A 26,657-nucleotide genomic window follows, 5' to 3' on the forward strand; every position below is an offset into this window, starting at 1 on the left:
CAGCACGAGACGGCGCCGGGGCTCACCGGCGCTGCGATGGTGACAGTTAGAACTTGTGGCGAATGCCGATGCGGATCGCCAACTGACGGTCCGACGTCGATGGCGTCAACTGGTTGATCGAGGCGACAGCCGTTTTGCCGGTGGAGTCTTTGCCATGCGCGTGCTGAAATGTTGCGACAGTGTAAAGATCCGTCCGCTTCGACAGAAAATAGTCAATGCCGGCCGACCCCTGATGATAGGTTGCTGAGCTTTGACCCGCGGCGCCGCTGTTGTGGGTGTAGTCGTACGCGACGCCGGCCACGAGAGCAGGGTTGATCTGGTACCTGAAGTTCACTTCTACGTTGTTGAAGGTCGCGGTTCCGGAGATGCCGCCAGTTGGTACGGGACCGCTGGTCCTGTCGCCGAGACTCATGAACTTGGTGTTCGAGTATGTCGCCCCCACTGTGGCAGCCCCGAACGTATAAGCGGCACCTGCACCGATCACCTGTAATGTATGAGCCGATGCGTATCCAGAGATGACCGGTGACGAACCCAGGTTGGATCCGGGCACGCCGCCAGTCGTGGCCGCCTGCGTACCTCCGCTCCCATAGAAGGAGGTGTTGGGATTGCGGACATTCAGGTATCCAATGCCCGCCAGAAGTGGGCCGTTGTCATAACTGGCGCCAAGAGACCAGATTTGATTGCGGCTGACGTTGCCCGCGACACCGCCGAGAGAGTAGGTACCCCCGAATGTGAGTCCGGCGATCGGTTGGCTCGTGTATTTGATTTCGTTGTTGACGCGGTACGTGTTGTTGAAGTTGTCGAGATCGGCTGGATGCGCGGCCATGTAGCCGCCCCATTGATCGCCGACTATAAACCGGCCCAGATTGTCGACGACCATGTCGTACTGACGGCCGAGCGTCAAAGTCCCATATGGGCTACCGAGGCCGACATACGCCTGGCGACCGAATAGCAGGCCGCCCTGGCCCATCTTGCCGTTATTAACGTCGAAGCCGCTTTCAAGTACAAAAAGGGCGCTCAGTCCACCGCCGAGGTCTTCACGTCCTTTGAGTCCCCACCGGCTCCCTTGCAGGACTCCGCTCGAAAGATTGTAAAGACGATGTCCATCTGCGTTGCTGTTGTAGTTGATACCTTCGTCAATGATCCCGTACAGGGTCACACTGTTCTGGGCATAGACGGACAAACTGGACATGCCAAGCGCGGCAAGCGCAAACAACTGCTTTCGCATCATCTGTCTCCAATGTCTTGTAGTAGGTGCATAAACGCGATGCCATTCCAGAATGGACATGCGCACGGTCTCACTGTCGCAGGCGTGGCAAGGTAGGGCGTCCACGACCACCGCTATCTAGCCGAACAGGAGCACGCGTTTCCGAATCTATCCACCGAGCGCGGGTGAGTCAATTAATCGGAATCAGTGCCGTACAATGGAACTAGAGCTCCATCCGAAGTGTGATCCTGAGCCGAGGAACGACGGCGCGTCACCCTTCGATAGCGTCTTCGTCCAGCCACGAGAGGGCACGACCGACCTCGCTTGCAACAAGGGTCACGCCGAGCCCTGCCATCAGCAGCGCGCGTAGCGCGTCTTTGGTCAGACCTTGTGCCATTGCGCGACGCGCGTGAATCTTGAAGGGGAACTCATGTCCCAAGACGGCAAACTGCATGGTGAGCACGACCTCACGAAGGCCGCCGTCGACAGCGGTGGACGCCGAAACCGCGACGCGCATCCTCTCGTAGTGGCGCATGGCTTCTGGATTCGCGTCCGCCAATCGCTGAGATGATGGGATTCGAGGTTTCGTCTTCATGAAAAGGATTCTGTAGGCAGCGTTCACCGACTTGCGGCGGCATGACGTATCGCTGACCGCTAGATACGGCGATGTGCTGCCTCGAGCAGGCGGGGATTTTCGCGCGGCGGGTTAACTGGTGTGAGGCGGCTTCCCTGACAAGGCGAGACCGAGACCAGCGGGCTTGAGTAGACTCAGGTTATGCGTGTTTCGGAATGCGATGCAAGCCAGTGAATCGAGTTTCATTGTATGGAACAAAAAAGGGACTTCAAGTGATGCAAACGAATCGAACCGACGTAGCGGATCTGATCTACTTTCTTGCTATCGCACGCCACAGGAGCTTCAGTCGCGCGGCGATCGAGCTGGGCGTCAGCGCTTCGGCGCTCAGTCATGCGTTAAAGGGGCTCGAGAACCGCCTCGGGGTTCGTCTCCTGAACCGTACGACTAAAAGCGTGACGTTGACGGCTGCCGGTGACGCGCTCGCGACATCGATCGGGCAGCCGTTTGAAGCGATCGATAACGCAGTCGAGATGTTGAATCGTTTCCGGGACGCGCCGGCGGGTCGCATCCGCATCAATGTTGCCGTCGAGGCAGCAACGCTGCTCGTGGCCCCCGTACTGCCCACGTTCGTCGAGCGGTTTCCCGGCGTGGAGCTCGACATCGTTGCGAACAATCGAATGGTCGACGTGACAGAAGGCGGGTTCGATGCAGGCATTCGCTACGGCGGTACTGTGCCGGAAGACATGATTGCCCAGCGGCTTTCCGCCGATATTCGTTGGGTCGTGGCAGGAGCGCCGAGTTATGTCGATCGATTCGGCGCCCCTATCCATCCCAACGACCTTCTGCATCATCGCTGCGTGAGCAATCGGCTTGGCGATGACCGGATATATCGCTGGGAGTTTGAACGGGCCGGTGAGAAGCTGTCTATAACAGTTCCATCGTCCATCATCGTCGATCATGCCGAGACGGGTCTCGTTGCGGTGCTGGGCGGGGCAGGGCTGATGTACTTTCCCGAACCACTGGTCGCGCCATACGTCAACGAAGGCCGGTGCGTATCGTTTTGTCGGACTGGGCCCCTTGCGAGCCCGGCTTCCATATTTATTATTCGGGCCGGCGCCAGGTACCTACGGGCCTTCGTCTCTTGATCGAGCTGGTGCGGGAGCTTCGACCGCTTGGCCTATGACGATGACAGCGGCAATCGGCTTCAGTGGGCTGTAAAGCCACCATCGACCGGCAAGCCGACGCCCACGACGAAGCTCGCCCCCGGACTGCATAGCCACAGCACTGCGGCGGCAACTTCATCGGCTCGTCCAAGGCGACCGATGGACTGTTCTTTCAGTATCACCTTCATTGCATCGGCCTGCCCCTGGAGCATGTCTTGCACCATGGGAGTATCGATGGTCCCGGGACAAACGGCGTTGATGCGTATGCCGCGGGACGCGTATTCGACGCCAGCGCTCTTCGTCATCCCGAGTACGGCATGCTTAGTTCCATGGTAGGCCGCGCGCTGGGGAAGTCCAACCAAGCCACCGAGCGAGGAGTTGTTGACGATCGCGCCCGATCCCTGGGCGCGCATCACGCGCAGTTCGTGCTTCATGCTTGCCCAAACGCCGAACTGGTTGACCGCCACCACGCGCTGAAAGTTTTCGACCGGTTCGTCCGCCGCATCGCTAGGGGGCACCTGGATGCCGGCGTTGTTGAATGCCATATCGAGCCGCCCGTACTCCGCTACAGCCCGATCAACGGCGGCAGCGATCTGGGCTTCGTCGGTGACGTCGCAGGCGACGCCTATCGCAATGCCGCCTTCGTCGACAATGTTTTGTGCTTCCCGGGAGGCGAGGTCCCCGTCACGATCGGCCAGGACCACGGAGGCCCCGCTTTGCGCAAATGCACGTGCTGTAGCGAGACCCATGCCCATCGCAGCCCCCGTGACGAAGGCCACTTGGCCTTTGAAGTTATAGATCGGATTCATGTTTCATTTCCCTGGTGGAACACGGTTGAAATCGATAGCGTTCGCTGTCAGTTGCGCGGCGGCGTAATAGTCGGTGGGTCATCGGGAAGCGGCGGAATGATTCCGTCGACTGGATGAGGGACATAAGGTGCCTCTAACGCCTTGACTTCACCGTCGGTCAAGGAAAAGTCGAGCGCCTCGATCGCCGTCGCAAGATGCTCAGGCTTGGTCGCCCCGATGATTGGCGCGGTTACTGCGGGTTTCGCCAGCAGCCAGGCGAGCGCAACATACGCTCGTGGTACGCCATGATCGTCGGCAATCCGCGCTACGACATCGACTACTTTCCGGTCCTGTGCCTCTGTGTTGAGATACATCTGTATGGCGAACGCATCGTTCTTCGTGCGATGGGTGCTTTCGCTCCAGTCGCGCGTCAGCCTGCCCCGGGCCATCGGCTCCATGGGATGACGCCTACTCCCTGGTCGATGCAAAGCGGCAGCATCTCGCGCTCCTCCTCACGATAGAGCAGGTTGTACTGAGGTTGCATGGAGACGAAACGCGTCCAGCCGTTGCGCTCGGCAACGTGCTGCATCTTGGCGAAACGCCATGCCTCCATAGACGAGGCGCCGAGGTAGCGCGCTTTTCCAGCTTTGACGATGTCATGAAGCGCCTCCATCGTCTCCTCGATCGGCGTGCCGTGGTCAAAGCGATGGATTTGATACAGATCGACGTAGTCCATGCCAAGTCGCTGCAGGCTGTCGTCGATCGACTGGAATAGCGCCTTGCGCGAAAGAAAGCCGGTATTGGGCGAATTTCTCCAAGGAAAGAATGCCTTCGTCGCGACTACGATCTCTTCACGTCGCGCCATGTCGTTAAGCGCACGCCCGGTAATTTCCTCAGAACTGCCGCCGGAATAGATGTTCGCCGTATCGAAGAAGTTGATTCCTGCTTCGAGTGCCTGACGAAAGAACGGCCGGGACGTTTGTTCATCCAGCGACCAGGGTTGGGGCAAACGGGCCGGTTCCCCGTAGCTCATGCAACCCAGACAAAGGCGTGAAACCTTGAGGCCGGTCCGGCCAAGATTGACGTATTGCATTTGCATCTCCGGATGATCGAGACTCTGGGCGACGACTATCCGCGTTCACGAAGTCGTGATGTTTGCCCAGAAAGGAAACAGGCCAAACGCACTTGTCGAGCAGGTAACGCGGAGCTCTCCTGTCAAATGAGATGCGCTTCTCGAGAGGGTTCAGCAGACGAATGAAGTCTCATTGCGATTGGCAGGGCACAAAGGGCGAGAATCGCACTAATTAGAAAGATGGGCCCCAGCCCCGTTACATGGGCGACGAGGCCGAGCAGAGGCGCAAAGACGCCGAGCGCGAGATCGATGAACGCAGTATAGATACCCATGGCCAAGCCTCTGGCGTTCGTTGGCGCCCTCGCTACAGCCTCCATGCCGAAGCCGGGATAGATGAGCGCATAGCCGAATCCCGCCAGCGCAGTCCCCGCGAAGGCGAGCCATGCGGCAGGTGCGGCCCAGACGAGCGCCATACCGAAGCTGTAGATCGTGACGAAGACGACGGCGGTGCGCGCGCCGCCTAGGCGATCGGGCAATGCGCCGAAAAAGACCCGTGCAACCATCAGCGCTGCGGCGAACGCGGTGAAGGAGAGCCACGCGGGCTGCCAACCGCGTTGAACGAACAGCAGGACGGAGAACGCGGTCATGATGCCGTAGCCAAGACCGGGAAATGCCATACCCAGCCCCGCCAGCCAGACGGCTTTCAGTACTTTCCCGACGATTTCTCCGTTTTCGGATCGGGTTCTGGCATCCGGAACCGGACTGATGAGAAGCATTGTCACGACTGCGCCGGCCGAGGTGGCGAGCCCGATCGAAGCAAAGCCAAATTTTTCGAACAGAAAACTGCCGAGCGGTGCACCAGCGGCCAGTGCCCCGAACATCGATGTTCCGATCCACGCGATCATTTTGCCGACTTTGCCCGGACCGGCGAGTGCGAGGCACCAGCTTTGCGAGCCAGTCATGATGAAACTCTCGGCGCCGCCGAGCAGCGCGCGACCCATGAACAAAATCGCGACGGACAGCGACGGGTTGCCGGAGAACATCAGGGACAACAGGTACAGAAGTCCGGCCAGCGCGGCCAACGCAAGGCCTGTGGAAACGGCGAACTTCGGCCCCCGCCGGTCTGCAATCGCGCCGGACCACAGTCGGGAGATCAGCGACGATGCGAATTGGGCGCCGGAGACCAAACCGACAGTGAATGTTCCGAAGCCAAGATTGCGATGGATGTGCAGCGGCAAAGCGGGCAGCGCGGCACCCGTGACCAGAAACACGGTGAAGACGCACGTCATCAGCGAGAGCAAAGAGCGGTCGGCCGCTGCCGAATGGTATTGCGGTGGGGTCAGGGGCATTTCCATCGAGCGGTGAGCTCGTCAGCGTCGAGCGGTTCAGCATCGTCTCAGCGCATCGTGCGCGCTAGTTAGCGTCGAATTTAGCGCGATGGTCCGGATTTGTTTAGCCGGCGTTGGGTTGACGGACCAATGAGCTCCATTCACAAAGCGGCGGCGACCGCGGTGGTGTCTTTGACGTCGACGCCTTAATTGACCGCTAACTGTTCAACGATAGATTGACGCTCACGCTCCGCTTCAGTCGTGCGCTCGCCGATGGCGGCGTCCGCGCTTCGCCGCGCTTGACCCATCCAAATGTGAAACATGAATATACCGATCATCGATGTGAGCCCGTTGCTGAGCAAAAAACCGGCCGGCTGGCGGCACGTCATGCAGCAGTTGCTGGACGCGCATACAGGCGTCGGCTTTTCGATTCTCGTCAATCACGGCGTCCCGACCGACGTCGTCGACGCACTGTTCGACGCGTCGCGAAGCTTTCACGCGTGGCCGCTCGAGCGCAAGATGGCGATGCGCTATCGCGCGACGCTGCGCGGCTATCTTCCGCTCAACACGTCTGTGCTCAAGGCGTCGACGCTGGGTGCCGCGAAGCGGCCGAATTGCAGTGATTCGTTCGTCGTTCTAGAGGACTTGCCGAAATCGTTGAGATCCGACTGGGAAAATTCAGCGATGGGCGGCACGCAACAGTGGCCGGAAATTGCCGGCTTCGAACAGGCCGCGCGACAGTACCGGCACGCGATGATCGGTCTGGGCGAGGCCATCCTGCCTTGCTTTGCCGTCATGCTGGGGTTGCCGCGCGACGGATTGCGCGACTACTTCCGCATGCCGAACCCGATTTTGCGCCTGCTTCACTATCCGGCGGTGCCGCGTCATGACCCCGACATTTTTGGTTCGGCTCCGCACACCGATTACGGATGCCTGACGTTCGTGGCACAGGATGACGTCGGCGGGCTCCAGGTTCAGTCGGACCGCGGGGAATGGTTCGACGTGCCCGTCGTTAAGAATTCACTCGTGCTCAACACCGGTCAGGTGATCGCACGGTGGAGCGGAGGTCGGATCAAGCCAACGCCGCATCGTGTGTTGACTCCCGCAGCGACCGACCGCTATTCGATCGCCTTCTTTTACGACTGCGGGCTCGAGACGCCGCTCGATCTCGATTCGGCGCCAATGTCGAATTCAACACCGACATACGGGCGGCACCTCGAAGCAATCTTGCGCAGCAACTACGCGTTCGTCGGCAATGAGCCGGCACGCGCGTTGCCGGACGAGGCGGGCCGATAGACGGCCGCCAAGTCGGCCGAAGCGCTTTCGTATCGGTAAGGCCGAAGACGATTGCCGCGCCCGCGACATCGAGCGATGAGCGGGCATCAGCGGCTTTCGCTGCTCGAAACAAAGCCGACGATCATGCGGACGAGCGCGTCTTCGACCTCCGCCGCCGGCGGTGCATCTTTACTGGCAGCCGATGTGCGCAGCACGCCAGCGATCGCATGAACCGTCACGAACGCGTCGGCGCGCGAGAGCCGGCGGCGGCCGTCGCCTGGGGCCGCGATGCCTTCGTCCGTCCACATCTTGATCAATTCGGCGAATAGCGGCATGAGGCGGCCGGCAGACTGCGTGGCCGACGCATGTTCAATCAGCAGGCGGTGCACGCGATTGCGTCCGCCATACGTCGAGTTTACGGCCCGCACGATGCGCCGTATTCGGTCGCCGGGCGACGCAGGCGCGTCCATGCGCAACGAAGCGACGACCTTCGCCGACATCGCGCTCAACTCGCGCGTCACCAGCGCATCCAGCAACGCATGTTTGCTGCCGAAATACTGGTACAGCGTGCCGATGCTCACGCCTGCCTTCGCGGCTACCGCGTTCGTGGTGAGCTTTTCCATGCCGCCACTTTCGAGCAGCTGAATCGCTGCTTCCAATATGAGTTCAACCTTGTGCTGTGAGCGCGCCTGCCGGGGATTTCTGCGATTACGTGTTTGATTTTCCATTGTTTTTTTCCGCCTGCCAGATGCGCGCGAACGCGAGTTTCCAAACGTGAGCTTCGCTCATATTATCTCTTCATCATGAACACGCACCGGCCGGATACGCAGCATAGGCGCATCGGCCGGGACACGGGAGCTAATGTGGGTACGACACAATCGATTCAGGGGGGCAACGACGACGCGCCGCGCGGCGAAGCGGGCGCGCGCCCCGATCAAAGGCTGTCTCGTAGGTATCGCTTCGGCGACGCCGACATGGATCTGTTTTTCATGTCCGCGCTGAGCTGGGGGCCGACAGGCGGGCTCGATATTGGTCAGGCGTTTCACGTCGCGTCGACGATTGTGGATGGCGACGCCGACAGCTGGGTGAGCGCGTTTGCCGCTTACGGCCATCTGCAAACCGCGCAAGCCGACGCATGGGCGCGGCGCGGCTGGCGTCGCGCTGCGGGCGAAGCGAGGTTGAAGGCGTTTGCCAGCTACCGTTCGGCATGGCAGTTCGCTGCTGCGGGCGGTGACACGTTCTCGCGATTGTATCGCCAGCATCAGACGGCGTTTGCGCAGGCAATGGGCGAGCTCGCGATTCCGACCACTTTTTTCAATGTGCCGTTCGGGGCGGGCGAGCTGCCCGGGTTATTCGTTTGCGCCGAAACGCCGGATGCGCCGGTGGTGCTCGTCATCGGCGGCGCGGACACGAGCCTCGAGGACTTGTTCCTGTCGGTCGGCCGCAGCATCCGGGAGCGCGGATACGCGGTAGCGATCGTCGATTTGCCCGGGCAGGGCAATACGGCCGCGAAAGGCCTGCATTGGCAGACGGAGCCGGAACACGCGATCCGTGCGGTCGTCGACCATCTTGTGCAGCAATTCGACGTGCAGCCGGGCCGCATCTTACTGCTGGGGCTAAGCCTCGGCGGCTATTTCGTGACGCGTGCGGCCGGCTACGAGAGTCGGTTCGCAGCAGTGATCGCGAGTACGCCGTTTCCCGAGCCGGGCGCCCTTTTCGGCGCCAGCGTCCGAGCCGCGCAGGACGGCAACGCGAGCGAGGGCGCGAGTTCGGCTGCATTGCGAAGCAGGCAGATGATGCTATGGAAGGCGGGTGCGGCTTCACCGCAGGGGTTCATCGAGCGCTGGCGCGCAGCGCGTGCCGACCCTGCCCGTGTGACGTTGCCGTTTCTATCGATTGTTGGTCTCGGCGATTCGCCGATGTTCATCGCGCAAGCACGGGACTGGCACGAGCGGATCGCATCGACGAAGAAGGACCTCGTCGAACTGGACGCGGCCACCGGCGCCGACGGTCACTGCCAGGTCAATGCCCGACTGAGGCTCGTGCAGGAAGTCTGCGGCTGGATCGACGAGCTGTTTCAGTCACGCGAGCCGGTGCAGGCGCAGGGCTCCGGAAGAAGGGAGTGATGCCGAAACCTGGCAGACGGATCGCGGTCAGTGCGTGCCGTGTCGGCCGCCCGGCCGACGCATGACCGGAACGTCGCTCACCTGACGCATCGCTCAGCATCGCCAATGCGATGGACGACCCGCGGCTTGTGGTGGTCGCCGAATCATCGGGCCGTGCTCGACGGGTCCATGCTCCCCCGACGGGGCAGAAACTTTCAATCGTTTTTTTCCCATGTGGCGAACCGACGCAGTCGGCTCGCCTCGTAAAGGCTATGAGAACACTCTTGATTGATAACGACATCGAACGCGGCGAAAGCCTGCGGCGTGCGCTGACCGGTCACGGTTTCAGCGTGGACTGGGTTCGCGATGCAGAGGCAGGAAAGCTCGCTTTCACCGGCGCCTATTACGCACTGGTCCTGATCGCAGTCGGCTTGCCGGGAATCGGCGGAATGGCGGTCTTAAAAACGATTCGCGGTCGCGGCAATACCGTTCCGGTGATGACGCTTGCCGGGCGTGAGGACGACGCATGTGTCCGCAGCCTGGACAACGGCGCGGACGATTGCCTTCACAGCACGCTCGAGATGGCGGAGGTCCTCGCGCGAATTCGCGCCGTATTGCGGCGGAGGGCAGGGCATGCGACTTCGCGAATCGGCAGCAAGACGCTGGGCCTCGATCTCGACACGCGGACGCTTTGCTTCATGGGTACGGCATCGCCGTTGTCGGTGCGTGAGTTCGCGCTCATGCACGCACTGCTGGAGAGGCCGGGATTGCTGCTGTCGCGGGCGCAGCTCGAGGATCGGATCTACGGTTGGGGCAAGGAAGTGGAAAGCAACGCGCTCGACGTGCTGATTCACCAGATTCGCAAACGATTCGGACGCTCGGTGATCGTCAACGTCAGAGGAGGCGGATGGATGTCGGGCGGAGAGAACGCGGGTTTGACGGGCGCGTCGGGGGGGCGCAATCGTGCGTCGGCGGGTAAGCGATCCGAGCGGGACGCGCGGCCGACGGCAGCGTTCCTTCATGCCATGCCGATATTCGGTCAATCACGGACCTCGACATGATGCTTCACGAATTCATCAAAACCGTTCTGCTGATCGTCGCCGCGCTCTTTCCCGTTATCAATCCTCCAGCCGCCGGGCTGATGGTATTGAGCATGGTCCCCGAGGCGACGTCCGAGGACAGCGAAGAACTGGCGCGGCGAATCGCTTTCAACAGCCTCGCGATCCTCGCGGTTTCGCTGTCGATCGGCGCGTACGTCCTGTCGTTCTTCGGCATATCGATGCCCGTATTACGCGTGGCGGCCGGAATCGTAATCGGCATGGCAGGGTGGAACCTGCTGCATAAGGAACGCGAGCTCTCCGGCGAGCAGGAGAAACATGCGCAGCGCGAGTCGCTGCGAGCCAAGGCGTTTTATCCGCTGACGCTTCCGCTTACTGTCGGGCCGGGTTCGATCGCGGTCGCGATCGCATTGGGCACCGGTTCTCCGCGGGAGGGGCTGGCTCCCGTCCACATCGTTGGCGTCGTCGTCGCGCTGGCCCTTTTGTGCGCAAGCATCTATGCGTGCGTACGCTGCTCCGCGTCGATCGAGAAACTGCTTGGCAAGACCGGAACGCAAGCAGCGATGCGACTCTTCGCGTTCGTGCTGTTTTGCATCGGTGTTCAAATTTTCTGGCTCGGCCTCGCGGAACTGCTCGCGTCATTGCGGTTCCGTTGAGCTGCACCGGACTCCCGCGTACGAGCCAGTATGCAGCTGATTCTCGCGTCGAGCGTGAATCGTAAAAGTGCAAGGATGCGGGGACGCGACGGTTTCATGGGCGAATCTGGGTGGAGTGCAGGCGCTGGCAGATGTGTTGGTCTGCCGTCATCGCAATGCGTTCCATTCCTCTCCGTATGAAGGGCCGGTGCCAACGACTTCATTGTCGAGCCGGAGAATGAGCGTCCCATGAGGGAAGGGCGACGAGCGGACACGTTCGCTTCGACGCTTCATTTGCCGGAGCCAATGACATCCGTTCGTGCGATAAAGGCGTCGATGGCAGCGGCGAGGTCGCGGGGATATTCATACATCATTGCGTGCCCTGCGGCGCGGACCACCAGCAGTTGTGAGCCGGCGATCGTATCGGCGAGCGTTTCGGCGTTGCGCTGGGGCAATACATGATCGTCTTCGCCCGCGAGCACCAGCGCCGGCAGCGACAGCCGCCGCAGCGACCTTGCCGCGTCGGTGTCGTTCGACCAGTTGCGCAGCAGCGCGGATTGGCCAGCGGTCACATTCGTGGAGATGTCGGGAACCTCATAGTCGGGCGGCACGAACATCGCATTGCGGAAGCATTGTTCGGCCACGGGCAGCGCGGACTTGGGGAAGAGCACGGCCATTACGTCGTCGAACGTCGTGCCCGGTTTTCCGGACAGCGTGGCGGCGACCTCGGGCACAATGCGTGCCGCGCTCGATGCCGGCGCGGGCGCAGCCATCAGCACGATTCGCTGCGCCGCGTGCGGATGCTCGATCGCAAACTGCGCGGCAATCGCACCGCCCATCGACCATCCGACGACCGTCACGTCCTTCAACCCGAGCGTATCGATCAGCGCGTTCAGATCGGACGCCATGTCGTGCACGGTGAAGCGACTGGCGCCGGGAATCGAACGCCCGATACCGCGATTGTCGAAGACGATCACTTCGTGATGCTGCGCGAGACTGCGAAGGAAAGCGCGATTCCATTCACCCATGGTCGCGCGAAATCCCGTTTGCAGCACGATCGGACTGCCGCTTCCGAAGCGGTAGTACGCGATGTCGCCGTTTGCCGTATGTGCAATCTGTTCGCGAAGCGAAGCGCGTGAGATCGGATCCCCGGCGACGGCCGCACAATCGTCAGGCGCAGGATAGTCGACCGTGCGCGCGGAAATCGGGGTGTTCAGCAGGCCGGCCATCAAGAGCGCGAGCGTGGCATGGCGCAGTGACGGAGTCCTTGCGTTGCGGAATGATCGTGCGCTGCCTGCGCCACGAATGTTGTGCGACATCACCAGCCTCCTGAGTCGTTGTTTCAGCGTTGTTGACATGGCGATCAGCCCATGCCACACGAGTTCGACGCGTGCTTCGGTACCGCGGACAGGGTGTATAGGGCCGCTTCAAGCGCGGACGGGAGAAACGAATCGGTGAAATTGTGATTGATCGCAACGACGATGGTCTTGGACATATTCGGGCTCGGCTGAATGGACTTGTCGATGGAGAAAATCCTAAGCGCCCAGAATGAGCGCTACATGAGTCGGCTGCGCGGCGCGGGTCTCAGCCCGATTAACAGGACCGGTGTTGTGCGATGCGCGAACGGTGTGCAGGACAATACGCAGGATGGCAAAAACCTCGGCACAAACCTGATCTGTGTATGCAACGGCCTGAAGGTCGGCTATGGTTTCAACAACTCCCACTACTACATCGACGGCGCGATGACGAGCCTGAAGGCGGTGCGGAAGGCTTCTTCAAGGAAATCGGGGAGCTGATCTCTGATTCTGCACCCGGGAAACCGTCGCCAGACGCGGTTAGCGCGTTGCAGCAGAAATACAAGCTGACTTACATCTAAGCATTCCAGAAATGCTTGTTTGGTCGGGCCAGTTCGGGACACTAGAGTGAAATACCCCCTGCTGGAGGTATTCTCCATGTCCAATGCGACGATTTCGCTGCTACAGCGATTGTTCAAGGGCCAAGCGCGCGTGCCCGAATATGCAAACATCAACCGTGGGGCTAGCGCTGAACGCCTCGCACAAGTCGAGGTTTGCGCGCGGCATGGCTATTTCAACATGACCTATACGCCGATCATGTTCCCATTCGTAGCGGAAGTGCAGTTCGATTGAACGCTGAAATTCCGGCAGATCGCCAAGTCTGGGGCCAAGCAGAACCTAGTAAGATTCGTTTTCGGAGGAAGCGATAGGGGGCCGCCGTGAGCCAGCTGGACTTGCGCACCATCTACCGGAACTACATCGATCGCCTGAACAAGCGGGATTGGGCCTCACTCGGCCAGTTCGTCGACGCCGACGTTAGTCACAACGGTCGACCGATCGGCCTCTCGGGCTACTGCAAAATGCTGGAACAGGACGTCCGCGATATACCCGACTTGCACTTCGACATCGAACTGCTGGTGATCGAGCCACCTGTTGTCGCGAGCCGTCTGCGGTTCGATTGCACACCTAGGCACACCTTCCTCGGATTGGACATCGGCGGCAAGCGGATCGCCTTCACGGAAAACGTGTTCTACGCGTTTCGTGGCGACAAAATCGTCAACGTATGGTCGGTCATCGACAAGAGTGCGATCGAAGCGCAATTGCGATCCGAGTCACCCGGTCGTTCCTGAGCGGCCGGAAGCCATCGGTTCGCGCTGCTCGCCGTTCAATTCTCACGGCACAGGCAGCGCCGCCTACCGTACCGCCGCGTGCCATAAATCCTTAACGATCGGCGTTAACAATGACGGTCGTTTTTGGCCGCCCAGGCTACAATCCGCGATGCACACGTGTGCAACGTCGTCGCGCCTATCGTGAGAGAGACCATGACTCTGCTTAACCGCCTGCGCGCGCTGTCCGCCGCCCTTGCTGTTTCCATTGCCGCGTCGCATGCCGTCGCCGCGGATCTCGTCATCGCCGGGCGCGACGACATTTACGGAAAGGGCATCGCCGAAGCCGTCGCCGGCTTCACGAAGCTGCATCCAGGCACCGAGATCGAGGTGCTGAAGCTGCCGAACGCGAATCTCTATCAGAAGCTCAAGCTGTCGATGCGCGAGGGCACCGGTGCATATGATCTCGTGATGATGGACGACATCTGGTCGCCCGAATTCATCGGTAATGGCTGGCTGAAGCCGCTGCCGGCGTCGCTCGCGGACCCGGATCTGATCCCATCCACGGTCGCGCTCGGACGCAACGCATCGGGCGAGCTGTTCGCGCTGCCGATCGTCGGCAACGTCGAGATGTTCGCGTACCGGAAGGACCTGCTCGCCAAATTCAACCTGCAGCCGCCGCGCAACTGGGACGACGTGGTAAAGATCGCGAGAACCGTCGGGGGCGCGGACAAGAGCGTGTCGGGCGTGGTCTTCCGCGGCACGAAGGGCAATCCGATCGTGACGGGCTTTTTGCCGATTCTCTGGGCGTACGGTGGCGACGTGCTCGACCGCTCGGGCAACGTGACGATCGATTCGCGCGAAGCGCAGGCGGCGCTCAAGACGTTCCTCGCGCTGAAGACGTCCGCGCCGCAGGATGTCGATGTCTACGGCGCGGCCGAGGTGCGCGACGCATTACAGCGCGGCGCCGCCGCGCAGGCAATCGAAGTTTGGCCGGCGTGGATTCCCGCGCTCGACGATCCGAAGCAATCGCGCGTGGCTGGCCAGATCGCGCTGCAGGCGCCGCCCGGGCAGACCGCCGGCCCCGCGCCGATGCTCGGCATCTGGCAAATGGCGATTCCGAAGGACGCGCCGCACGCAAAGCTTGCACAGGACTTCCTCGCGTACCTGAGCACGCGCGAGACGCAGACGCGCCTGGCCGCGCTCGGCATTCCGCCGACTCGCAAGAGTGTGTACGAGGATGCCGCGCTCGTGCGCCAGTATCGTTGGTATCCCGATCAGTTGAAGGCGCTCGAAGCGGGTCGTGCGCGGCCGCGCGTGAAGGACTGGCAGCAGATCGAGAGTATCCTTGGCGATCAATTGCAGCTCGCGCTGACCGGCCAAGCCGCACCGGACGACGCACTGCGGCAGGCGCAGCAAAAGATTACGCAAGCGATGGCCACGGCGGGCAAGTGACCGCCGCCGCACACTCGATGGGCCGCCACCGATGAAGGCCTTCGGTCGCGGCCTGCCGTTCGTCGCACTGCTCGGGCCATCGATCGTCCTGCTTGCCGTACTCGCGCTCTATCCGGTCGCGCAGGTCCTGATCGACTCGTTTTGCCGCGTCGATTACGCGGCGGGCCGGCGCGTTTTCGTCGGCCTTTCGAACTACCGCGCCGTGCTTGCCGACGATGCGTTCACGATCGGCTTCGGCAACACCCTGCGCTTCAGCATCGTGGCGTCGCTCGCCGAGGTTGCGCTCGGCGCCGGCCTCGCGCTACTGTTCGTGCGCGCCTTCCCGGGGCGTAAGCTCGCGCTGCCGCTCGCCATCCTGCCGATGATGCTGTCGACACTCGTCTGCTCGGCGATCTGGCGCAACTGGCTCAACTTTCACGGGTTCCTGAACGCGCTGCTCGCGATAGCGGGTCTTGCCGGCGTGCAGTGGCTCTCGGATCCCCATCTGGCGCTGTGGTCGCTGATGCTCGTCGACGTATGGCAATGGACGCCGATGGCGTTCCTGATCGTACTCGCCGGCTTGCAGTCGATTCCGGAGGAGCTTCACGAAGCCGCGCGCACGGATGGCGCAAGCGAATGGCAGTGCCTGCGCGACATTACGCTGCCACTCGCCGCGCCGCAGATCGGGCTCGCGCTGCTGCTGCGCTCGATCGATACGTTCAAGCTGTTCGACAAGGTCTATGCGTTGACGGGCGGCGGCCCCGGCAACGCGACGCAGACGCTGTCGACGTACATCTACGACACCGGGTTCCGCTTCTTCAACGTCGGGCCGGCGAGCGCCGCGTCGGTGCTGATGCTTGCGGCGTGCGCGGCGCTGGTCTCCGGATACGTATGGCAAACAGTCCGAAAACGGCGCAACTGACGCGCAACGGCGCGGCGGCCCAGCATCGCGCGCGGGCCGGCCGCGCCGTGCTCGGTCGGGCGACGATCTGGTTGCTCCGCGGCGCGGCGCTGGCCTTGCTGTTGCTGCCTTGCGTGTGGATGGCAGGCGCCGCGTTCATGCCGACGCTGGAGCGTCTCGATCATCCGCTGCGATTGTGGCCAGCCGCGCCGACATTCGAACATTTTGCGTCGGTGTGGGGAAGCGGCATCGGCGCGCAGGTGTTCAACTCGCTGCTGGTTGGCGCCGGCACGACGCTGCTCGCGCTGTCGCTCGCGTTTCCGGCCGCCTATGCGCTCGTGCGATTGCGTTTCCCCGCGCGTCTGGACGTGCTCTTTCTCATGTTCGTGCTTGCGTTGAAGTTAATGCCTCCGATCACGATCGCAGTGCCGCTGTTCACGCTCGCCAAGCGTCTGCACCTGCTCGATTCGTTGGTCGGCCTGATGCTCGGCTATCAGATCTACGCATTGCCGATGGCGATCTGGATGCTGCTCGCGTTCGTGCGCGAGGTGCCCCTCGAATACGAGGAAGCCGCATGCATCGACGGCGCCGGGCTGGCCCGGCGCCTCGCGCAGATCGTGCTGCCGCTCTGCGGGCCGGGGTTGATCGCGACCGCCGTCTTCGTGTTCATCGCAGCGTGGAACGAGTTCCTGTTGGCGCTTTTGTTCGTCTCCACGCCGAGTCGCTTCACGCTGCCGCTCGCGATCGCGGGCTACGTGACCGAGAACGGCATCGACTGGGGCGACCTGATGAGCGCGGGCTTGATCGCGTCGCTGCCGACGCTGGCAGTGGCTGGGTACGTGCAGCGCTATCTGCTGCGCGGCTTCGCGGGCGGACTCAAATGACGCGCGCGGGCCCGGCACCGGATTTCAGCCGCAACTGTGACGCAACACGCTTTCGACTGGCACGACGCGCACGCGCGATGCGCCGGCGGGTGTCTGCATCCGTTCCGTCAGCATCTCGACGGCCGCGTTCGCGAGCCCCTGCGTGTCCTGCCTGAGCGTCGTCAATCGGTAGGCGTCGTAGGCGGCGGCCGGAATGTCGTCGAAGCCGACGACACGCAGCTCGCCCGGCACGCGCAGCCCGAACCGCTCGCGCGCGATGTCGATCACGCCGAGCGCGAGCAGATCGGACGAGCAGAACACGCCGTCCGGGCGAGCGTTGCCGGCGAGCAATTGGCGGGCGGCCTCGACACCGCATTCGTAGGTGTCCACCTGCGTCTCGTGAACGCATACTGTCGCTGTCGCGCCGATGGCTTCGGCGAAGGCATCGCCGCGCGACTTCGCGCTGTAGCTCGTCTTGGACGGTCCGACGAACGCGAGCCGGCGCGCGCCGGCCTGCGTGAGCCTTCGCGCGGCGAACGCCGCGCCGACGGCGTTGTCGCTGATGACGACGTCCGCGCCCGGCAGGGTCGGCGCCCGGTTGATCATCACGACGGGAACGCGGTGGTCCAGGTATCGGCGCGCGACCGATAGAGGCGGCGAGGCCGACATCATGACGAGACCGGCAATCCGGTAGCTGAGCAGCATCTCGAGCGATTGCCTGACCTGGCGCGGATCCTCGGCGTTCGTTATGAGCGGCGTGAGCGCGTGGCGTCCGAGCGCGGCCATCAGATCCGACAGGAGTCGCGCCCGAAACGGATTCTCGAAGCCGGCGATGACGACGCCGACCATGCTGCTGCGCTGCATGGTCATGTCGCGCGCGATTCGGTTGACTTGATAGCCGAGCGTGCGCGCCGCTTCCATGACGCGTTCGCGCGTCTCGGGCGCGATGCTGGCCGTCGACGAGAACGCGCGCGATACCGCCGAGCGGGAGACGCCTGCTCGTTCGGCAACGTCGGACGCGGTTATCCAATTCTTTTTCTGTGCCTCAGTCATCGACTCATGATCCACCAACCAAACGATGCCGACGCGCGGCTCGCCGACCGGATGTCGGCGCTCGACGACGCGCGGCCGCTGCATACCCTCACGGTACCGGGCAGTCATGACGCTTATGCGTATCCCGTCGACGATTGTTTGGCCCATACGCAGCGGGCATCGCTCGGCGCGCAGCTCGCGCAGGGCGTGCGGATCCAGTTCGAACGGCCGGTGACGAAGCCGAAATTTCAGGGGAAGCTACTGGCTACGGTGGCGCCAACGATCCCATGCCGTCGCAATGCGTCGGCAACGAAACCCGATGCTTTCATTTCCTCGACGAACCGAGAGAGCACGACCGCCGCCGCCTCACCGCGGCTCTTGGGTGTACCCATTGCCTGTCGAATGACCATGAACCGCTCGTCGAGCAGACGAAGCCCGCCGGTCTCCCGTGCGTCGGCTTCGAGCTGCTGCTTGACGCCCGCGGCCACGTCCAAACCTTGTTCCAGGAACGTTTGTACGACCGCTGGCGACGTGGGCGCCCGCACGATTTGCGCCGCCTTCAGTTCGCGCGTGAGGAAAAGGTCATAAGCGCTTCCCTTGCCGACGGCGACCCTGATATCCGGTTGATCGACGTCCTGATTGGTTTTAATGGGGGAACCGTCGCGGACGAGATAGAAGCCTTCGATCAATACGTAGGGCGCCGTGAACGCAATCGTTTCGCCGCGCAGCGGATCAATTGCAAAGAATCCGAAATCGGCGTGCTCCTCGCTCACGGCTTGCACCGATTTGCCCGCCGCATCGAACACGACCAGTTCCAGCTCGACGCCCAGCCGTCTCGCGAACTCGCGCGCAAGGTCGACGGAGACGCCGAACGGCTCGCCCGTCTCAGCGTTCTTGTTTGCAAGAATCGGATTGCCGAGGTTGATCGAGGCGCGCAGCTTGCCCGTCGGCGTGAAAGCGGAGATAACTGATCGATCGATTTTCATGGGCATAGTGATTCGACTGCGATCGGCTCGCAGTCCTAAGGTTCAAGGAGCTCTCTGATTCGCGAGAGGGCGTCGAGCGTATGCAGCAAGTATTCTCGCATTCATGCTACGCTGATAACGCCAGTCGCCTGTTCGGCTTTATCGACGGCGCGGTGTAATTCCATTGGGAGTATGGCATTGAGCAGACCACTACTCGGCTGTATTGCCGATGATTTCACGGGTGGCACCGATCTGGCCAGCACGCTGGTGCGCGGCGGCATGCGCACCGTGCAGACGATCGGTGTCCCCGCGCCGGCAGAGGTACCCGATGCGGACGCGATCGTCATCGCATTGAAAACGCGAACAGTCGAACCGCAGGATGCGGTACGTGAGTCGCTCTCGGCGCTGGAGTGGCTCAGAAATGCCGGCTGCGAGCAGTTCTTCTTCAAGTATTGCTCTACTTTCGACTCGACGCCGAAGGGCAATATCGGCCCGGTCGCCGATGCGCTGGCCGATGCGCTCGGCGTCGACCTCACAGTTGCCTGTCCAGCGTTTCCAGAGAACGGCAGGACGATCTACAGGAGCCACCTCTTCGTTGGGGATGTGTTGCTCAGCGAATCAGGCATGCGGAACCACCCGCTCACCCCGATGACGGATTCCAACCTGGTGCGTGTATTGCAATCGCAAACCAGGCGCAACGTGGGGGCGGTCAAGCTCGATGCCGTTTCTCGTGGCCCTGATGCGATCGCGGCGGCGTTCGATTCGCTGCGCAGCGAAGGCGCGCGATATGCCATCGTCGATGCGGTAGCCGATCGCGATCTGATTAGCATCGGCGCCGCGTTGTCGGGCCATCGACTCGTGACGGGAGGATCGGGCATCGCCATGGGCCTGCCGGAGAATTTCCGGCGAGCCGGCAAATTGAAGGCGGCCGTATCGGCAGCGGCGGATCTTCCGAACGTCGTCGGGGCGGGCCTGATTCTCTCGGGAAGCTGCTCGGTGGCGACAAATGCCCAGGTGGAACACTGGAAGCGTTCACGCCCGGCATTTCGGCTCGACGCGCTGCAGCTTGCCGAGGGGGACAAGCAAATCGAAGACGCTGTCGCCTGGTGTGCCGAGCGGCTCTCCGGCGGGCCCGTGCTGATCTACGGAAGCGCGGCGCCCGACGTTGTAAGAGCCGCACAGGAGAAGCTCGGTGCGGATGTTGCCGGCGCGCTGATGGAACGCGCATTGGCCACGCTTGCGAGCGAGCTGGTTGTACGCCATGGCGTGCGCAAGCTGGTGGTTGCGGGTGGAGAGACATCAGGTTCCGTCGTCAAGGCGCTCGGCGTCCGCGCCTTGCGCATCGGCGCACCCATTGACCCGGGCGTGCCCTGGACGACAAGCAGCGGCAGTGAGCCGCTGGCGCTCGCGCTGAAGTCCGGCAATTTCGGCACTGTCGATTTCTTCGAAAAGGCGCTGTCGACAGCGCCTTGATGCAATGCCCGCCGAAGCGGCGTTGTTCCGCTTCGGTGTTTTTTGGGAGACGATGCGCAGTTCACGCGCGCGTTACCAACGGGCGCCAAATGTATCGCGCAGCTCGCCGATGGCGTCCGTCGACAGCGGCGTGGCAGAGCGCGCGAGCGACATCCACAGCAACGCCGTTTCCTCGAGCTCTTCCAAAGCGAACGATGCTGCCGAGACGGTCTTTTCCCAAACCACCGGACCGAGTCGTTCGAGCAACACCGCGCGCACTTTCGGCGCGAGTGCGGCGATCTGATCGGCAACCTCCGGTGCACCTGGCCGATGATATTTGATGAGCGGCACGTGACCGACCTTCATCACGTAGTACGGCGTGATCGGCGGGATGATGTCGTCGGTGCTCCAAACGCCGGACAACGTGAGCGCGACCAGATTCGTCGAGTGCGTGTGTACGACTCCGCGCGTTTCCGGTGAATTCTCGTAAATCCTGCGGTGAAGCGCGAGCGTTTTGGACGGACGCCCGCCTGATAGGTGCTGCCCGTCACAGCCCACTTTGGCGATATCGTTCGGATCGAGTCGGCCAAGGCATGCGTCGGTCGGGGTGATCAGCCAGCCATCGTCAAGGCGCGCGCTGATGTTGCCGGCGCTCCCCACTGTGTATCGGCGCGAGTAAAGACTCGCGCCTACCGTGCAGATCTCCTCGCGGATTTTGGATTCAGCAACTCCCACAGTTCCTCCAGCAGAGCATAGGTAGCCAAGACCGCGCGCATCGAGCATTCGGCCCTTCGCCGGCGGTAGCCCGGCGCCGATCGATGAATTGCACTATTTTGCAATGAATACATCGTCGCTCAGAATGCCGTCCAACGCGCGGATGTCTCAAAGGCCGCCGGGTTGTTCGCCTAGCCGTCGATTGGATGAGCGGGCGTATCCAACAGCAGCTGATAGAGCGCCATGTCGAGCCAGCGGCCGAACTTGAAGCCGATCTGGGGTAGCGTGCCCACATGCATGAAGCCAAGTCGTTCATGCAGCGCGATGCTTCCGGCATTCGTCGAATCGATTCCGCCCATCAACGCATGCAAGTCCTTGCGTCGCGCCGCGGCGATAATTTCTTCCATCACCACGCGCCCCAATCCTCGACCACGATGATCCTTGTGCACGTAGACGGAATGTTCCACGGTGTACTTGTTGGCCGGGAATGGCCGAAACGGGCCGTAACTGCCGAAGGCCAACAGTGTTCCATCACTGTCCTCTACGCCAATCACCGGGAAGTCGCCGGCTTCCTTCGCATCGAACCAGCTGATCATGGTCTGCATGGTCCGAGGCTTGTACTCGTAGAGTGCGGTTGAATTCAGGATGGCATCGTTGAAGATCTCCAGGATCACATCGGCATGCCGATCGAAAGTGCAGCGAGCGATGGAGTATTCACCCATTACGTTTTCCTTTCAGTACATTCCCCGGTCTCGGCTCAACGGGAAAGATGGGCGCCTTTGCCTGTCGTCTCGGTATGAAAGACCTCGGGCGATCGAGCAAAGTGAGAGCCGACGAGTTGGCGCCACGTCTGAAAATCCTGGGATTGGCGAAAACCGATCATGTGGTCGTCGACGGTTTCCCAGCGAACGAGAAGGACATATCGGTTCTCGGTTTCTATCACGCGATGAAGCTCAGCGCCGCTGCAACCTTTGGCGCGGGCGAAGAGGGGAAGAGCTTGCGCGACACCCGCCTCGAAATCCGCCGCATGGCCGGGTAGGACTTCGATGTGCGCCATTTCAAAGATCATGTGGTACTCCTGGACGGAAAATGCTGATCGACGCCGGCAAGACGCCGTGGCATCGGCTCTCGCGAGACTTTGATGGATTTACTCTTTGCGCGCAAGTATGGGAGCGCGGCGGCCAGCGCAGCGGAGACGTGTCAGGGAATGCCAGCGTTGAGCTCGGTCAAAACAACTTCGCCGGGCGCCAGGTACCGGTAAATGCATAAAGCATCGCGCTTTGCGACTTCATTTCGCCGCTATCGAATACATTTATCGGCAAGAGTCGCCGCGTGGCGCGAACGACGCGCGTGCCGAAGAATGCGCCCAGTGCCACCGCGGCGCGGGTTGGCGGGCGATTGGGAGCCTTGCCGGGGCGACAAAACACTCACGCCGAAGCGGCTTCGCCCGATCGAATCTCGTTAACCCGCACGTTCAATCAGGAGGATGTGGCGTGTAATCTTGGGACCCATGATTCGCCGGCATGGGCGGGTAACCAAGGATCACTGAAATGGCACGAATTGTCGGAGGCATCGCGGCGTCGCATACGCCCACGATCGGATTTGCGTTGGACAAGAACAAGCACGACGATCCCGTCTGGGCGCCGATTTTCGCGAGCTTCGCACCCGTAGCCGCATGGCTCGCCGAGAAACAGCCGGATGTCTTGCTGTTGATCTACAACGATCACGTGACCTCGTTCTTCTTCGATCACTATTCGGCCTTCACGCTCGGCGTCGGGGCGCAGTGGAAGGTGGCCGACGAAGGCGGCGGGGCGCGCGAGCTGCCGCCGATCGAAGGCCATCCTGCGCTGGCGGCGCACATCGGCAGGTCACTGATGGCGGATGAATTCGACATGTCGTTCTTCCAGAACAAGGCGCTGGATCATGGTTGCTTTTCGCCGCTGTCGATGCTGTGTCCGCACGAACACGCGTGGCCGACCAAACTGATCCCGCTGCAGATGGGTGTCCTGCAGCTCCCGATTCCGACGGCACGGCGTTTCCACAAGCTCGGGCAGGCGCTGCGGCGCGCAATCGAAAGCTATCCGGAAGATTTGGGCGTCGCCATCGTCGCGACGGGCGGGTTATCGCACCAGGTGCACGGCGAGCGCGCCGGCTTCAACAACAGCGAGTGGGACCATCGCTTTCTCGACCTGTTCGAACGTGACCCGGAGCAGCTCGCTGAGATGACGATCGCCGAATACGCGATGCTCGGCGGCTTCGAAGGCGCTGAAGTCGTCATGTGGCTCACGATGCGCGGTGCGTTGCCGGCCAACGTCGTATGCAAACACCGCAGCTATTACTTACCGTCGATGACGGGTATCGCCACCGCGATCTACGAAGGGGCGGAAGACGAGGTCTGGCCGGCTGCCGTCGAGCGTCATCGCGACCGGATCGCGCAGCAACTGCAAGGCGTCGACAAGCTCGACGGCACGTATCCGTTCTCCATCGATGTGGCGGTCAAGGCATTTCGGATCAACAGCTACTTGCACCGAATGGTGGAGCCCAGTCATCGGGAAGCGTTCGTGCGCGATCCGGAGGCCAGCTTCGAAGCCGCTGGATTGACGCAGCAAGAGCGCGACTTGATTCGCCGACGCGATTGGCGTGGGCTGCTGCACTACGGTGCCATTTTCTTCGTGCTCGAAAAACTCGGCGCCGTAACGGGCGTTTCAAACCTTCATATCTACGCGGCGATGCGCGGGGAGACGTTGGAAGCGTTCCAACAGACACGCAATGCGCCGGGCGCTCTGTACTCGGTGGCGGGCAAGGCCACCGGCGACCTCGATTGGGATCGAAGCGACTCGCATTAGCAGCGCCGAGAGGCACTTCACCGCACCGGCTTACCAGTCGCGTTTCGACGCGGCGGGGAGGAGTTCGACGTTGCAAAAATCGATAACGGCCAACCGGTGCGCCGACAGACCAGGAGAAGAGACAGGAGACAGACGATGACCAGTGGGAAAGCAATCGACATTAAATCTTTTATCGACGAGCGGCCCATATCGCCGTACCAATGGCTCCTCGTGGTGCTCTGTTGCCTCGTAGTCATTGCCGACGGCATGGACGTCGCCATTATGGGTTTCATCGCGCCGTCGATCATCCGCGAATGGGCAATTTCGCGGCCCGAGTTCGGCTTGGTGATGAGCGCTGCACCCATTGGATTAGTGATCGGTTCGCTCGTTGCGGGGCCGAGCGCCGATCGCTTCGGCCGCAAAAACGTACTGATCGCATCGGTGTTCTTATTCGGCGTGTTCACGATCGCGACGGCGCAAGTGCACTCGCCGGTCGCCATGGCCGCGTTGCGCTTGCTGACCGGTATCGGTCTCGGCGCGGCGATGCCCAACACGACGACGCTGTTGTCGGAGTACGCCCCGCAGCGTAAGCGTTCGCTGATGATCACGCTGATGTTTACCGGCTTCAATCTGGGCTCGGCACTGATTGGATTCGTCGCGGGCTGGCTGATTCCCTTGCATGGCTGGCGCTCGGTATTGCTGTTCGGCGGTGCGCTGCCGCTGGCGTTGATTCCGCTGCAGTGGTGGCTCCTGCCGGAATCGGCGCGTCTGCTGGCGGTGCGCGGTGCATCGCCCCAGCGCATCGGCGCGCTTCTGGGCAAGGTGTGCGGCGCGCGTTTTTCGGACGATGACTCCTTCGTCTCGACGGAACCTCCATTGCCCACGCGCAAACCGATCGGCGTGCTTTTTTCGCAAGGCTATGGCTTTACGACCGTCGCGCTATGGGTGACGTATTTCATGGGTCTGCTCGTCATCTATCTGCTGACCGGTTGGCTGCCGACGCTCATCAAGGATGCGGGGCTCTCGGTTACGACGGCGGCAAATGTCACGGCGATGTTCCAGATTGGCGGCACCATCGGCGCAATCGCCGTGGGTTGGCTGATGGACAAGGTGCGGCCAGCGCCCGTCATCAGCGCGGCGTATTTGGGCGGAGGCGTCTGTGTCCTGGGCTTGGCGTGGATCGGCGCGCTTTCGTCGTCCTTGGCGCTGCTCGTGTTCGCCGCGGGCTTTTGCATGAGCGGCGCGCAGACCGGCCTCAACGCCTACGCGCCGGGCCGCTATCCTACGGCGGCGCGGGCGACGGGTGTGAGCTGGATGCTGGGAATGGGGCGGTTCGGCAGCATTTTCGGATCCGCGATCGGCGGGGCGCTGCTCGGGCTCGGATGGGAGTTCGTCGGGATCCTCTCGATGCTGGCTGTGCCTGCGGTCCTCGCCGCCACCGCGATCCTGATGGCGCAACGTTCGAGCGAGGATGCGGCGACAGTTCAGCCCAATGCCGCGCATTGAACGGGCCCGGCAGGACGCCTCGGTTCATGCTTTTCGATTCATTCCGTGCGGTATGTATGAGCCGCGCGCCGCGGAGTGACGAAAGGCAATTGACTTTCTGTTAGGGGAAACAATGATCATCGATATCCATGGCCACTACACGACCGCGCCGAAAGCGTTAGAGGCGTGGCGCAACCGGCAGATCGCGGGGATCGCGAATCCGTCCGAGATGCCAAGGGTGTCCGACCTGAAAATCGACGACGATGCGCTGCGCGAATCGATCGAATCTAATCAACTACGCTTGATGCGAGAGCGCGGCATCGATCTGACGGTCTTCAGCCCCCGGGCCAGTTTCATGGCACATCACATCGGTGATTTTCAAATTTCTAGCACATGGGCGGCGATCTGCAACGAGCTCTGTTATCGCGTGAACCAGCTGTTCCCCGAGCAATTCGTGCCGGCGGCCATGCTGCCCCAAAGTCCGGGCGTGGACATCGCCACCTGCATCCCCGAACTCGTCAAATGCGTGGAGCAGTACGGCAGCGTGGCCGTGAACCTGAATCCCGACCCATCGGGGGGACATTGGAGGAGCCCGCCGTTGTCGGACCGCTACTGGTATCCGATCTACGAGAAGATGGTCGAGTACGACGTACCGGCGATGATCCATGTCAGCACGAGCTGTAACGCGTGCTTCCATACGACGGGCGCGCACTATCTGAACGCGGATACCACGGCATTCATGCAGTGCCTGACCTCGGACTTGTTCCGCGATTTTCCGACGTTGCGCTTCGTCATACCGCACGGCGGCGGCGCGGTGCCTTATCACTGGGGACGGTTCCGCGGGCTCGCGCAGGAACTGAAAAAGCCGCTGCTCGAGGAACACGTCCTACGCAACGTGTTTTTCGACACGTGCGTCTATCACCAGCCCGGAATCGATCTACTCACGCGCGTCATTCCGGTGGACAACATCCTGTTTGCGAGCGAAATGATCGGTGCAGTGCGGGGGATCGATCCGCGGACGGGACACTATTTCGACGATACGAAACGCTATATCGAGGCGGCGCACATCGGTGCCCAGGATCGCGACAAGATTTACGAGGGCAACGCGCGACGCGTCTATCCGCGTCTCGACGCAGCCCTCAACCGGAGAGAACATTGATG

Annotated in this window: 28 protein-coding genes and 2 pseudogenes; 17 read left to right on the forward strand and 13 right to left on the reverse strand. The window is 61.8% G+C overall.

The features are described from left to right. Positions 1-46: 46 nt before the first annotated feature. Complete coding sequence (locus tag AB4Y31_RS25805) at positions 47-1,228, reverse strand: porin (RefSeq protein WP_368676598.1); 1,182 nt, start codon at positions 1,226-1,228, stop codon at positions 47-49. 250 nt (positions 1,229-1,478) lie between these two features. After that, positions 1,479-1,802: a carboxymuconolactone decarboxylase family protein gene (locus tag AB4Y31_RS25810; RefSeq protein ID WP_146013312.1), complete on the reverse strand. Its 324-nt coding sequence runs from the start codon at positions 1,800-1,802 to the stop codon at positions 1,479-1,481. Between the two features lie 254 nt (positions 1,803-2,056). Here AB4Y31_RS25810 and AB4Y31_RS25815 point away from each other — a divergent pair, with 254 nt between their 5' ends. After that, positions 2,057-2,926 carry a LysR family transcriptional regulator gene (locus AB4Y31_RS25815; protein WP_368676466.1) on the forward strand — a complete coding sequence of 290 codons (870 nt, stop codon included), beginning with the start codon at positions 2,057-2,059 and terminating at the stop codon, positions 2,924-2,926. A 59-nt stretch (positions 2,927-2,985) separates the two neighbouring features. Here the strand turns inward: AB4Y31_RS25815 and AB4Y31_RS25820 are convergent, their stop codons facing one another. The 3 genes and pseudogenes from AB4Y31_RS25820 to AB4Y31_RS25830 all read right to left on the reverse strand — a co-directional run bounded on the left by AB4Y31_RS25820 (position 2,986) and on the right by AB4Y31_RS25830 (position 6,159). Next, positions 2,986-3,753 (reverse strand): glucose 1-dehydrogenase, encoded by a 768-nt coding sequence (locus AB4Y31_RS25820; RefSeq protein WP_368676467.1) that lies wholly within the window; start codon positions 3,751-3,753, stop codon positions 2,986-2,988. Positions 3,754-3,800: 47 nt separating this feature from the next. Then, positions 3,801-4,825: pseudogene (locus AB4Y31_RS25825) on the reverse strand (aldo/keto reductase). A 122-nt stretch (positions 4,826-4,947) separates the two neighbouring features. Continuing rightward, positions 4,948-6,159: an arabinose transporter gene (locus AB4Y31_RS25830; protein WP_368676468.1), complete on the reverse strand. Its 1,212-nt coding sequence runs from the start codon at positions 6,157-6,159 to the stop codon at positions 4,948-4,950. Positions 6,160-6,453: 294 nt separating this feature from the next. Between AB4Y31_RS25830 and AB4Y31_RS25835 the strand changes: the two genes are divergently transcribed. Beyond that, positions 6,454-7,428 carry an isopenicillin N synthase family dioxygenase gene (locus AB4Y31_RS25835; RefSeq protein WP_368676469.1) on the forward strand — a complete coding sequence of 325 codons (975 nt, stop codon included), beginning with the start codon at positions 6,454-6,456 and terminating at the stop codon, positions 7,426-7,428. Positions 7,429-7,514: 86 nt separating this feature from the next. Here the strand turns inward: AB4Y31_RS25835 and AB4Y31_RS25840 are convergent, their stop codons facing one another. Continuing rightward, entirely contained in the window at positions 7,515-8,135 is a 621-nt protein-coding gene (locus tag AB4Y31_RS25840) for a TetR/AcrR family transcriptional regulator (RefSeq protein WP_368676470.1), read from the reverse strand. A gap of 135 nt (positions 8,136-8,270) precedes the next feature. On the opposite strand from AB4Y31_RS25840, the gene AB4Y31_RS25845 reads away from it, so the two are divergent. The 3 genes from AB4Y31_RS25845 (at position 8,271) to AB4Y31_RS25855 (ending at position 11,226) form a co-directional block, all read left to right on the forward strand. Next, entirely contained in the window at positions 8,271-9,533 is a 1,263-nt protein-coding gene (locus tag AB4Y31_RS25845; protein ID WP_368676471.1) for an alpha/beta hydrolase family protein, read from the forward strand. A 263-nt stretch (positions 9,534-9,796) separates the two neighbouring features. Further along, positions 9,797-10,573 carry a response regulator transcription factor gene (locus tag AB4Y31_RS25850; protein WP_368676472.1) on the forward strand — a complete coding sequence of 259 codons (777 nt, stop codon included), beginning with the start codon at positions 9,797-9,799 and terminating at the stop codon, positions 10,571-10,573. Next, positions 10,570-11,226 carry a MarC family protein gene (locus tag AB4Y31_RS25855; protein WP_368676473.1) on the forward strand — a complete coding sequence of 219 codons (657 nt, stop codon included), beginning with the start codon at positions 10,570-10,572 and terminating at the stop codon, positions 11,224-11,226. The genes AB4Y31_RS25850 and AB4Y31_RS25855 overlap by 4 nt, the downstream gene beginning before the upstream one ends. Before the next feature lie 269 nt (positions 11,227-11,495). Here AB4Y31_RS25855 and AB4Y31_RS25860 read toward each other — a convergent pair whose 3' ends face one another. After that, positions 11,496-12,524, reverse strand: a complete 1,029-nt coding sequence (locus tag AB4Y31_RS25860; RefSeq protein ID WP_368676474.1) for an alpha/beta fold hydrolase — start codon at positions 12,522-12,524, stop codon at positions 11,496-11,498. 44 nt (positions 12,525-12,568) lie between these two features. Next, positions 12,569-12,700: a hypothetical protein gene (locus AB4Y31_RS25865; protein WP_368676475.1), complete on the reverse strand. Its 132-nt coding sequence runs from the start codon at positions 12,698-12,700 to the stop codon at positions 12,569-12,571. A 28-nt stretch (positions 12,701-12,728) separates the two neighbouring features. Between AB4Y31_RS25865 and AB4Y31_RS25870 the strand changes: the two genes are divergently transcribed. The 6 genes from AB4Y31_RS25870 to AB4Y31_RS25895 all read left to right on the forward strand — a co-directional run bounded on the left by AB4Y31_RS25870 (position 12,729) and on the right by AB4Y31_RS25895 (position 17,044). Then, a complete protein-coding gene (locus AB4Y31_RS25870) occupies positions 12,729-13,001 on the forward strand; it encodes a hypothetical protein (RefSeq protein ID WP_368676476.1) in 273 nt (90 codons plus the stop codon). Between the two features lie 156 nt (positions 13,002-13,157). Next, entirely contained in the window at positions 13,158-13,352 is a 195-nt protein-coding gene (locus AB4Y31_RS25875) for a hypothetical protein (protein ID WP_368676477.1), read from the forward strand. Positions 13,353-13,438: 86 nt separating this feature from the next. Next, entirely contained in the window at positions 13,439-13,849 is a 411-nt protein-coding gene (locus AB4Y31_RS25880) for an ester cyclase (protein ID WP_368676478.1), read from the forward strand. A 192-nt stretch (positions 13,850-14,041) separates the two neighbouring features. Further along, positions 14,042-15,280, forward strand: a complete 1,239-nt coding sequence (locus AB4Y31_RS25885; RefSeq protein ID WP_368676479.1) for an ABC transporter substrate-binding protein — start codon at positions 14,042-14,044, stop codon at positions 15,278-15,280. A 31-nt stretch (positions 15,281-15,311) separates the two neighbouring features. Beyond that, the gene (locus AB4Y31_RS25890) at positions 15,312-16,181 is read left to right on the forward strand and encodes a carbohydrate ABC transporter permease (RefSeq protein ID WP_368676480.1); all 870 of its coding nucleotides are present in this window, start codon (positions 15,312-15,314) and stop codon (positions 16,179-16,181) included. Then, entirely contained in the window at positions 16,151-17,044 is an 894-nt protein-coding gene (locus tag AB4Y31_RS25895) for a carbohydrate ABC transporter permease (RefSeq protein WP_368676481.1), read from the forward strand. The genes AB4Y31_RS25890 and AB4Y31_RS25895 overlap by 31 nt, the downstream gene beginning before the upstream one ends. Before the next feature lie 24 nt (positions 17,045-17,068). On the opposite strand, the gene AB4Y31_RS25900 is transcribed toward AB4Y31_RS25895, so the two are convergent. After that, a complete protein-coding gene (locus AB4Y31_RS25900) occupies positions 17,069-18,076 on the reverse strand; it encodes a LacI family DNA-binding transcriptional regulator (RefSeq protein WP_368676599.1) in 1,008 nt (335 codons plus the stop codon). A gap of 6 nt (positions 18,077-18,082) precedes the next feature. Between AB4Y31_RS25900 and AB4Y31_RS25905 the strand changes: the two are divergent. Further along, a pseudogene (locus AB4Y31_RS25905) lies at positions 18,083-18,271 on the forward strand (phosphatidylinositol diacylglycerol-lyase); the annotation flags it as partial. Positions 18,272-18,303: 32 nt separating this feature from the next. Here the strand turns inward: AB4Y31_RS25905 and AB4Y31_RS25910 are convergent. Further along, complete coding sequence (locus AB4Y31_RS25910) at positions 18,304-19,041, reverse strand: ABC transporter substrate-binding protein (protein WP_368676482.1); 738 nt, start codon at positions 19,039-19,041, stop codon at positions 18,304-18,306. A 171-nt stretch (positions 19,042-19,212) separates the two neighbouring features. On the opposite strand from AB4Y31_RS25910, the gene otnK reads away from it, so the two are divergent. Continuing rightward, complete coding sequence (gene otnK / locus AB4Y31_RS25915) at positions 19,213-20,493, forward strand: 3-oxo-tetronate kinase (RefSeq protein WP_368676483.1); 1,281 nt, start codon at positions 19,213-19,215, stop codon at positions 20,491-20,493. A 72-nt stretch (positions 20,494-20,565) separates the two neighbouring features. Here the strand turns inward: otnK and AB4Y31_RS25920 are convergent, their stop codons facing one another. The 3 genes from AB4Y31_RS25920 to AB4Y31_RS25930 all read right to left on the reverse strand — a co-directional run bounded on the left by AB4Y31_RS25920 (position 20,566) and on the right by AB4Y31_RS25930 (position 22,255). Beyond that, entirely contained in the window at positions 20,566-21,255 is a 690-nt protein-coding gene (locus AB4Y31_RS25920; protein WP_368676484.1) for an aldolase, read from the reverse strand. A 122-nt stretch (positions 21,256-21,377) separates the two neighbouring features. Then, a complete protein-coding gene (locus tag AB4Y31_RS25925) occupies positions 21,378-21,908 on the reverse strand; it encodes an N-acetyltransferase family protein (RefSeq protein ID WP_368676485.1) in 531 nt (176 codons plus the stop codon). Positions 21,909-21,943: 35 nt separating this feature from the next. After that, on the reverse strand, positions 21,944-22,255 hold the full coding sequence (locus tag AB4Y31_RS25930; RefSeq protein ID WP_368676486.1) for an antibiotic biosynthesis monooxygenase: 312 nt from the start codon (positions 22,253-22,255) through the stop codon (positions 21,944-21,946). Between the two features lie 20 nt (positions 22,256-22,275). Between AB4Y31_RS25930 and AB4Y31_RS25935 the strand changes: the two genes are divergently transcribed. The 4 genes from AB4Y31_RS25935 (at position 22,276) to AB4Y31_RS25950 (ending at position 26,655) form a co-directional block, all read left to right on the forward strand. Continuing rightward, on the forward strand, positions 22,276-22,455 hold the full coding sequence (locus AB4Y31_RS25935) for a hypothetical protein (RefSeq protein WP_368676487.1): 180 nt from the start codon (positions 22,276-22,278) through the stop codon (positions 22,453-22,455). Positions 22,456-22,736: 281 nt separating this feature from the next. Then, entirely contained in the window at positions 22,737-24,032 is a 1,296-nt protein-coding gene (locus AB4Y31_RS25940; RefSeq protein WP_368676488.1) for a gallate dioxygenase, read from the forward strand. A gap of 135 nt (positions 24,033-24,167) precedes the next feature. Continuing rightward, on the forward strand, positions 24,168-25,517 hold the full coding sequence (locus AB4Y31_RS25945; RefSeq protein WP_368676489.1) for an MFS transporter: 1,350 nt from the start codon (positions 24,168-24,170) through the stop codon (positions 25,515-25,517). Between the two features lie 112 nt (positions 25,518-25,629). Further along, positions 25,630-26,655: an amidohydrolase family protein gene (locus AB4Y31_RS25950; RefSeq protein ID WP_368676490.1), complete on the forward strand. Its 1,026-nt coding sequence runs from the start codon at positions 25,630-25,632 to the stop codon at positions 26,653-26,655. Positions 26,656-26,657 lie beyond the last annotated feature (2 nt).

It is taken from the genome of Trinickia sp. EG282A (assembly GCF_040965455.1).
In the GTDB taxonomy this organism is placed as follows: Bacteria; Pseudomonadota; Gammaproteobacteria; order Burkholderiales; family Burkholderiaceae; genus Trinickia; species Trinickia symbiotica.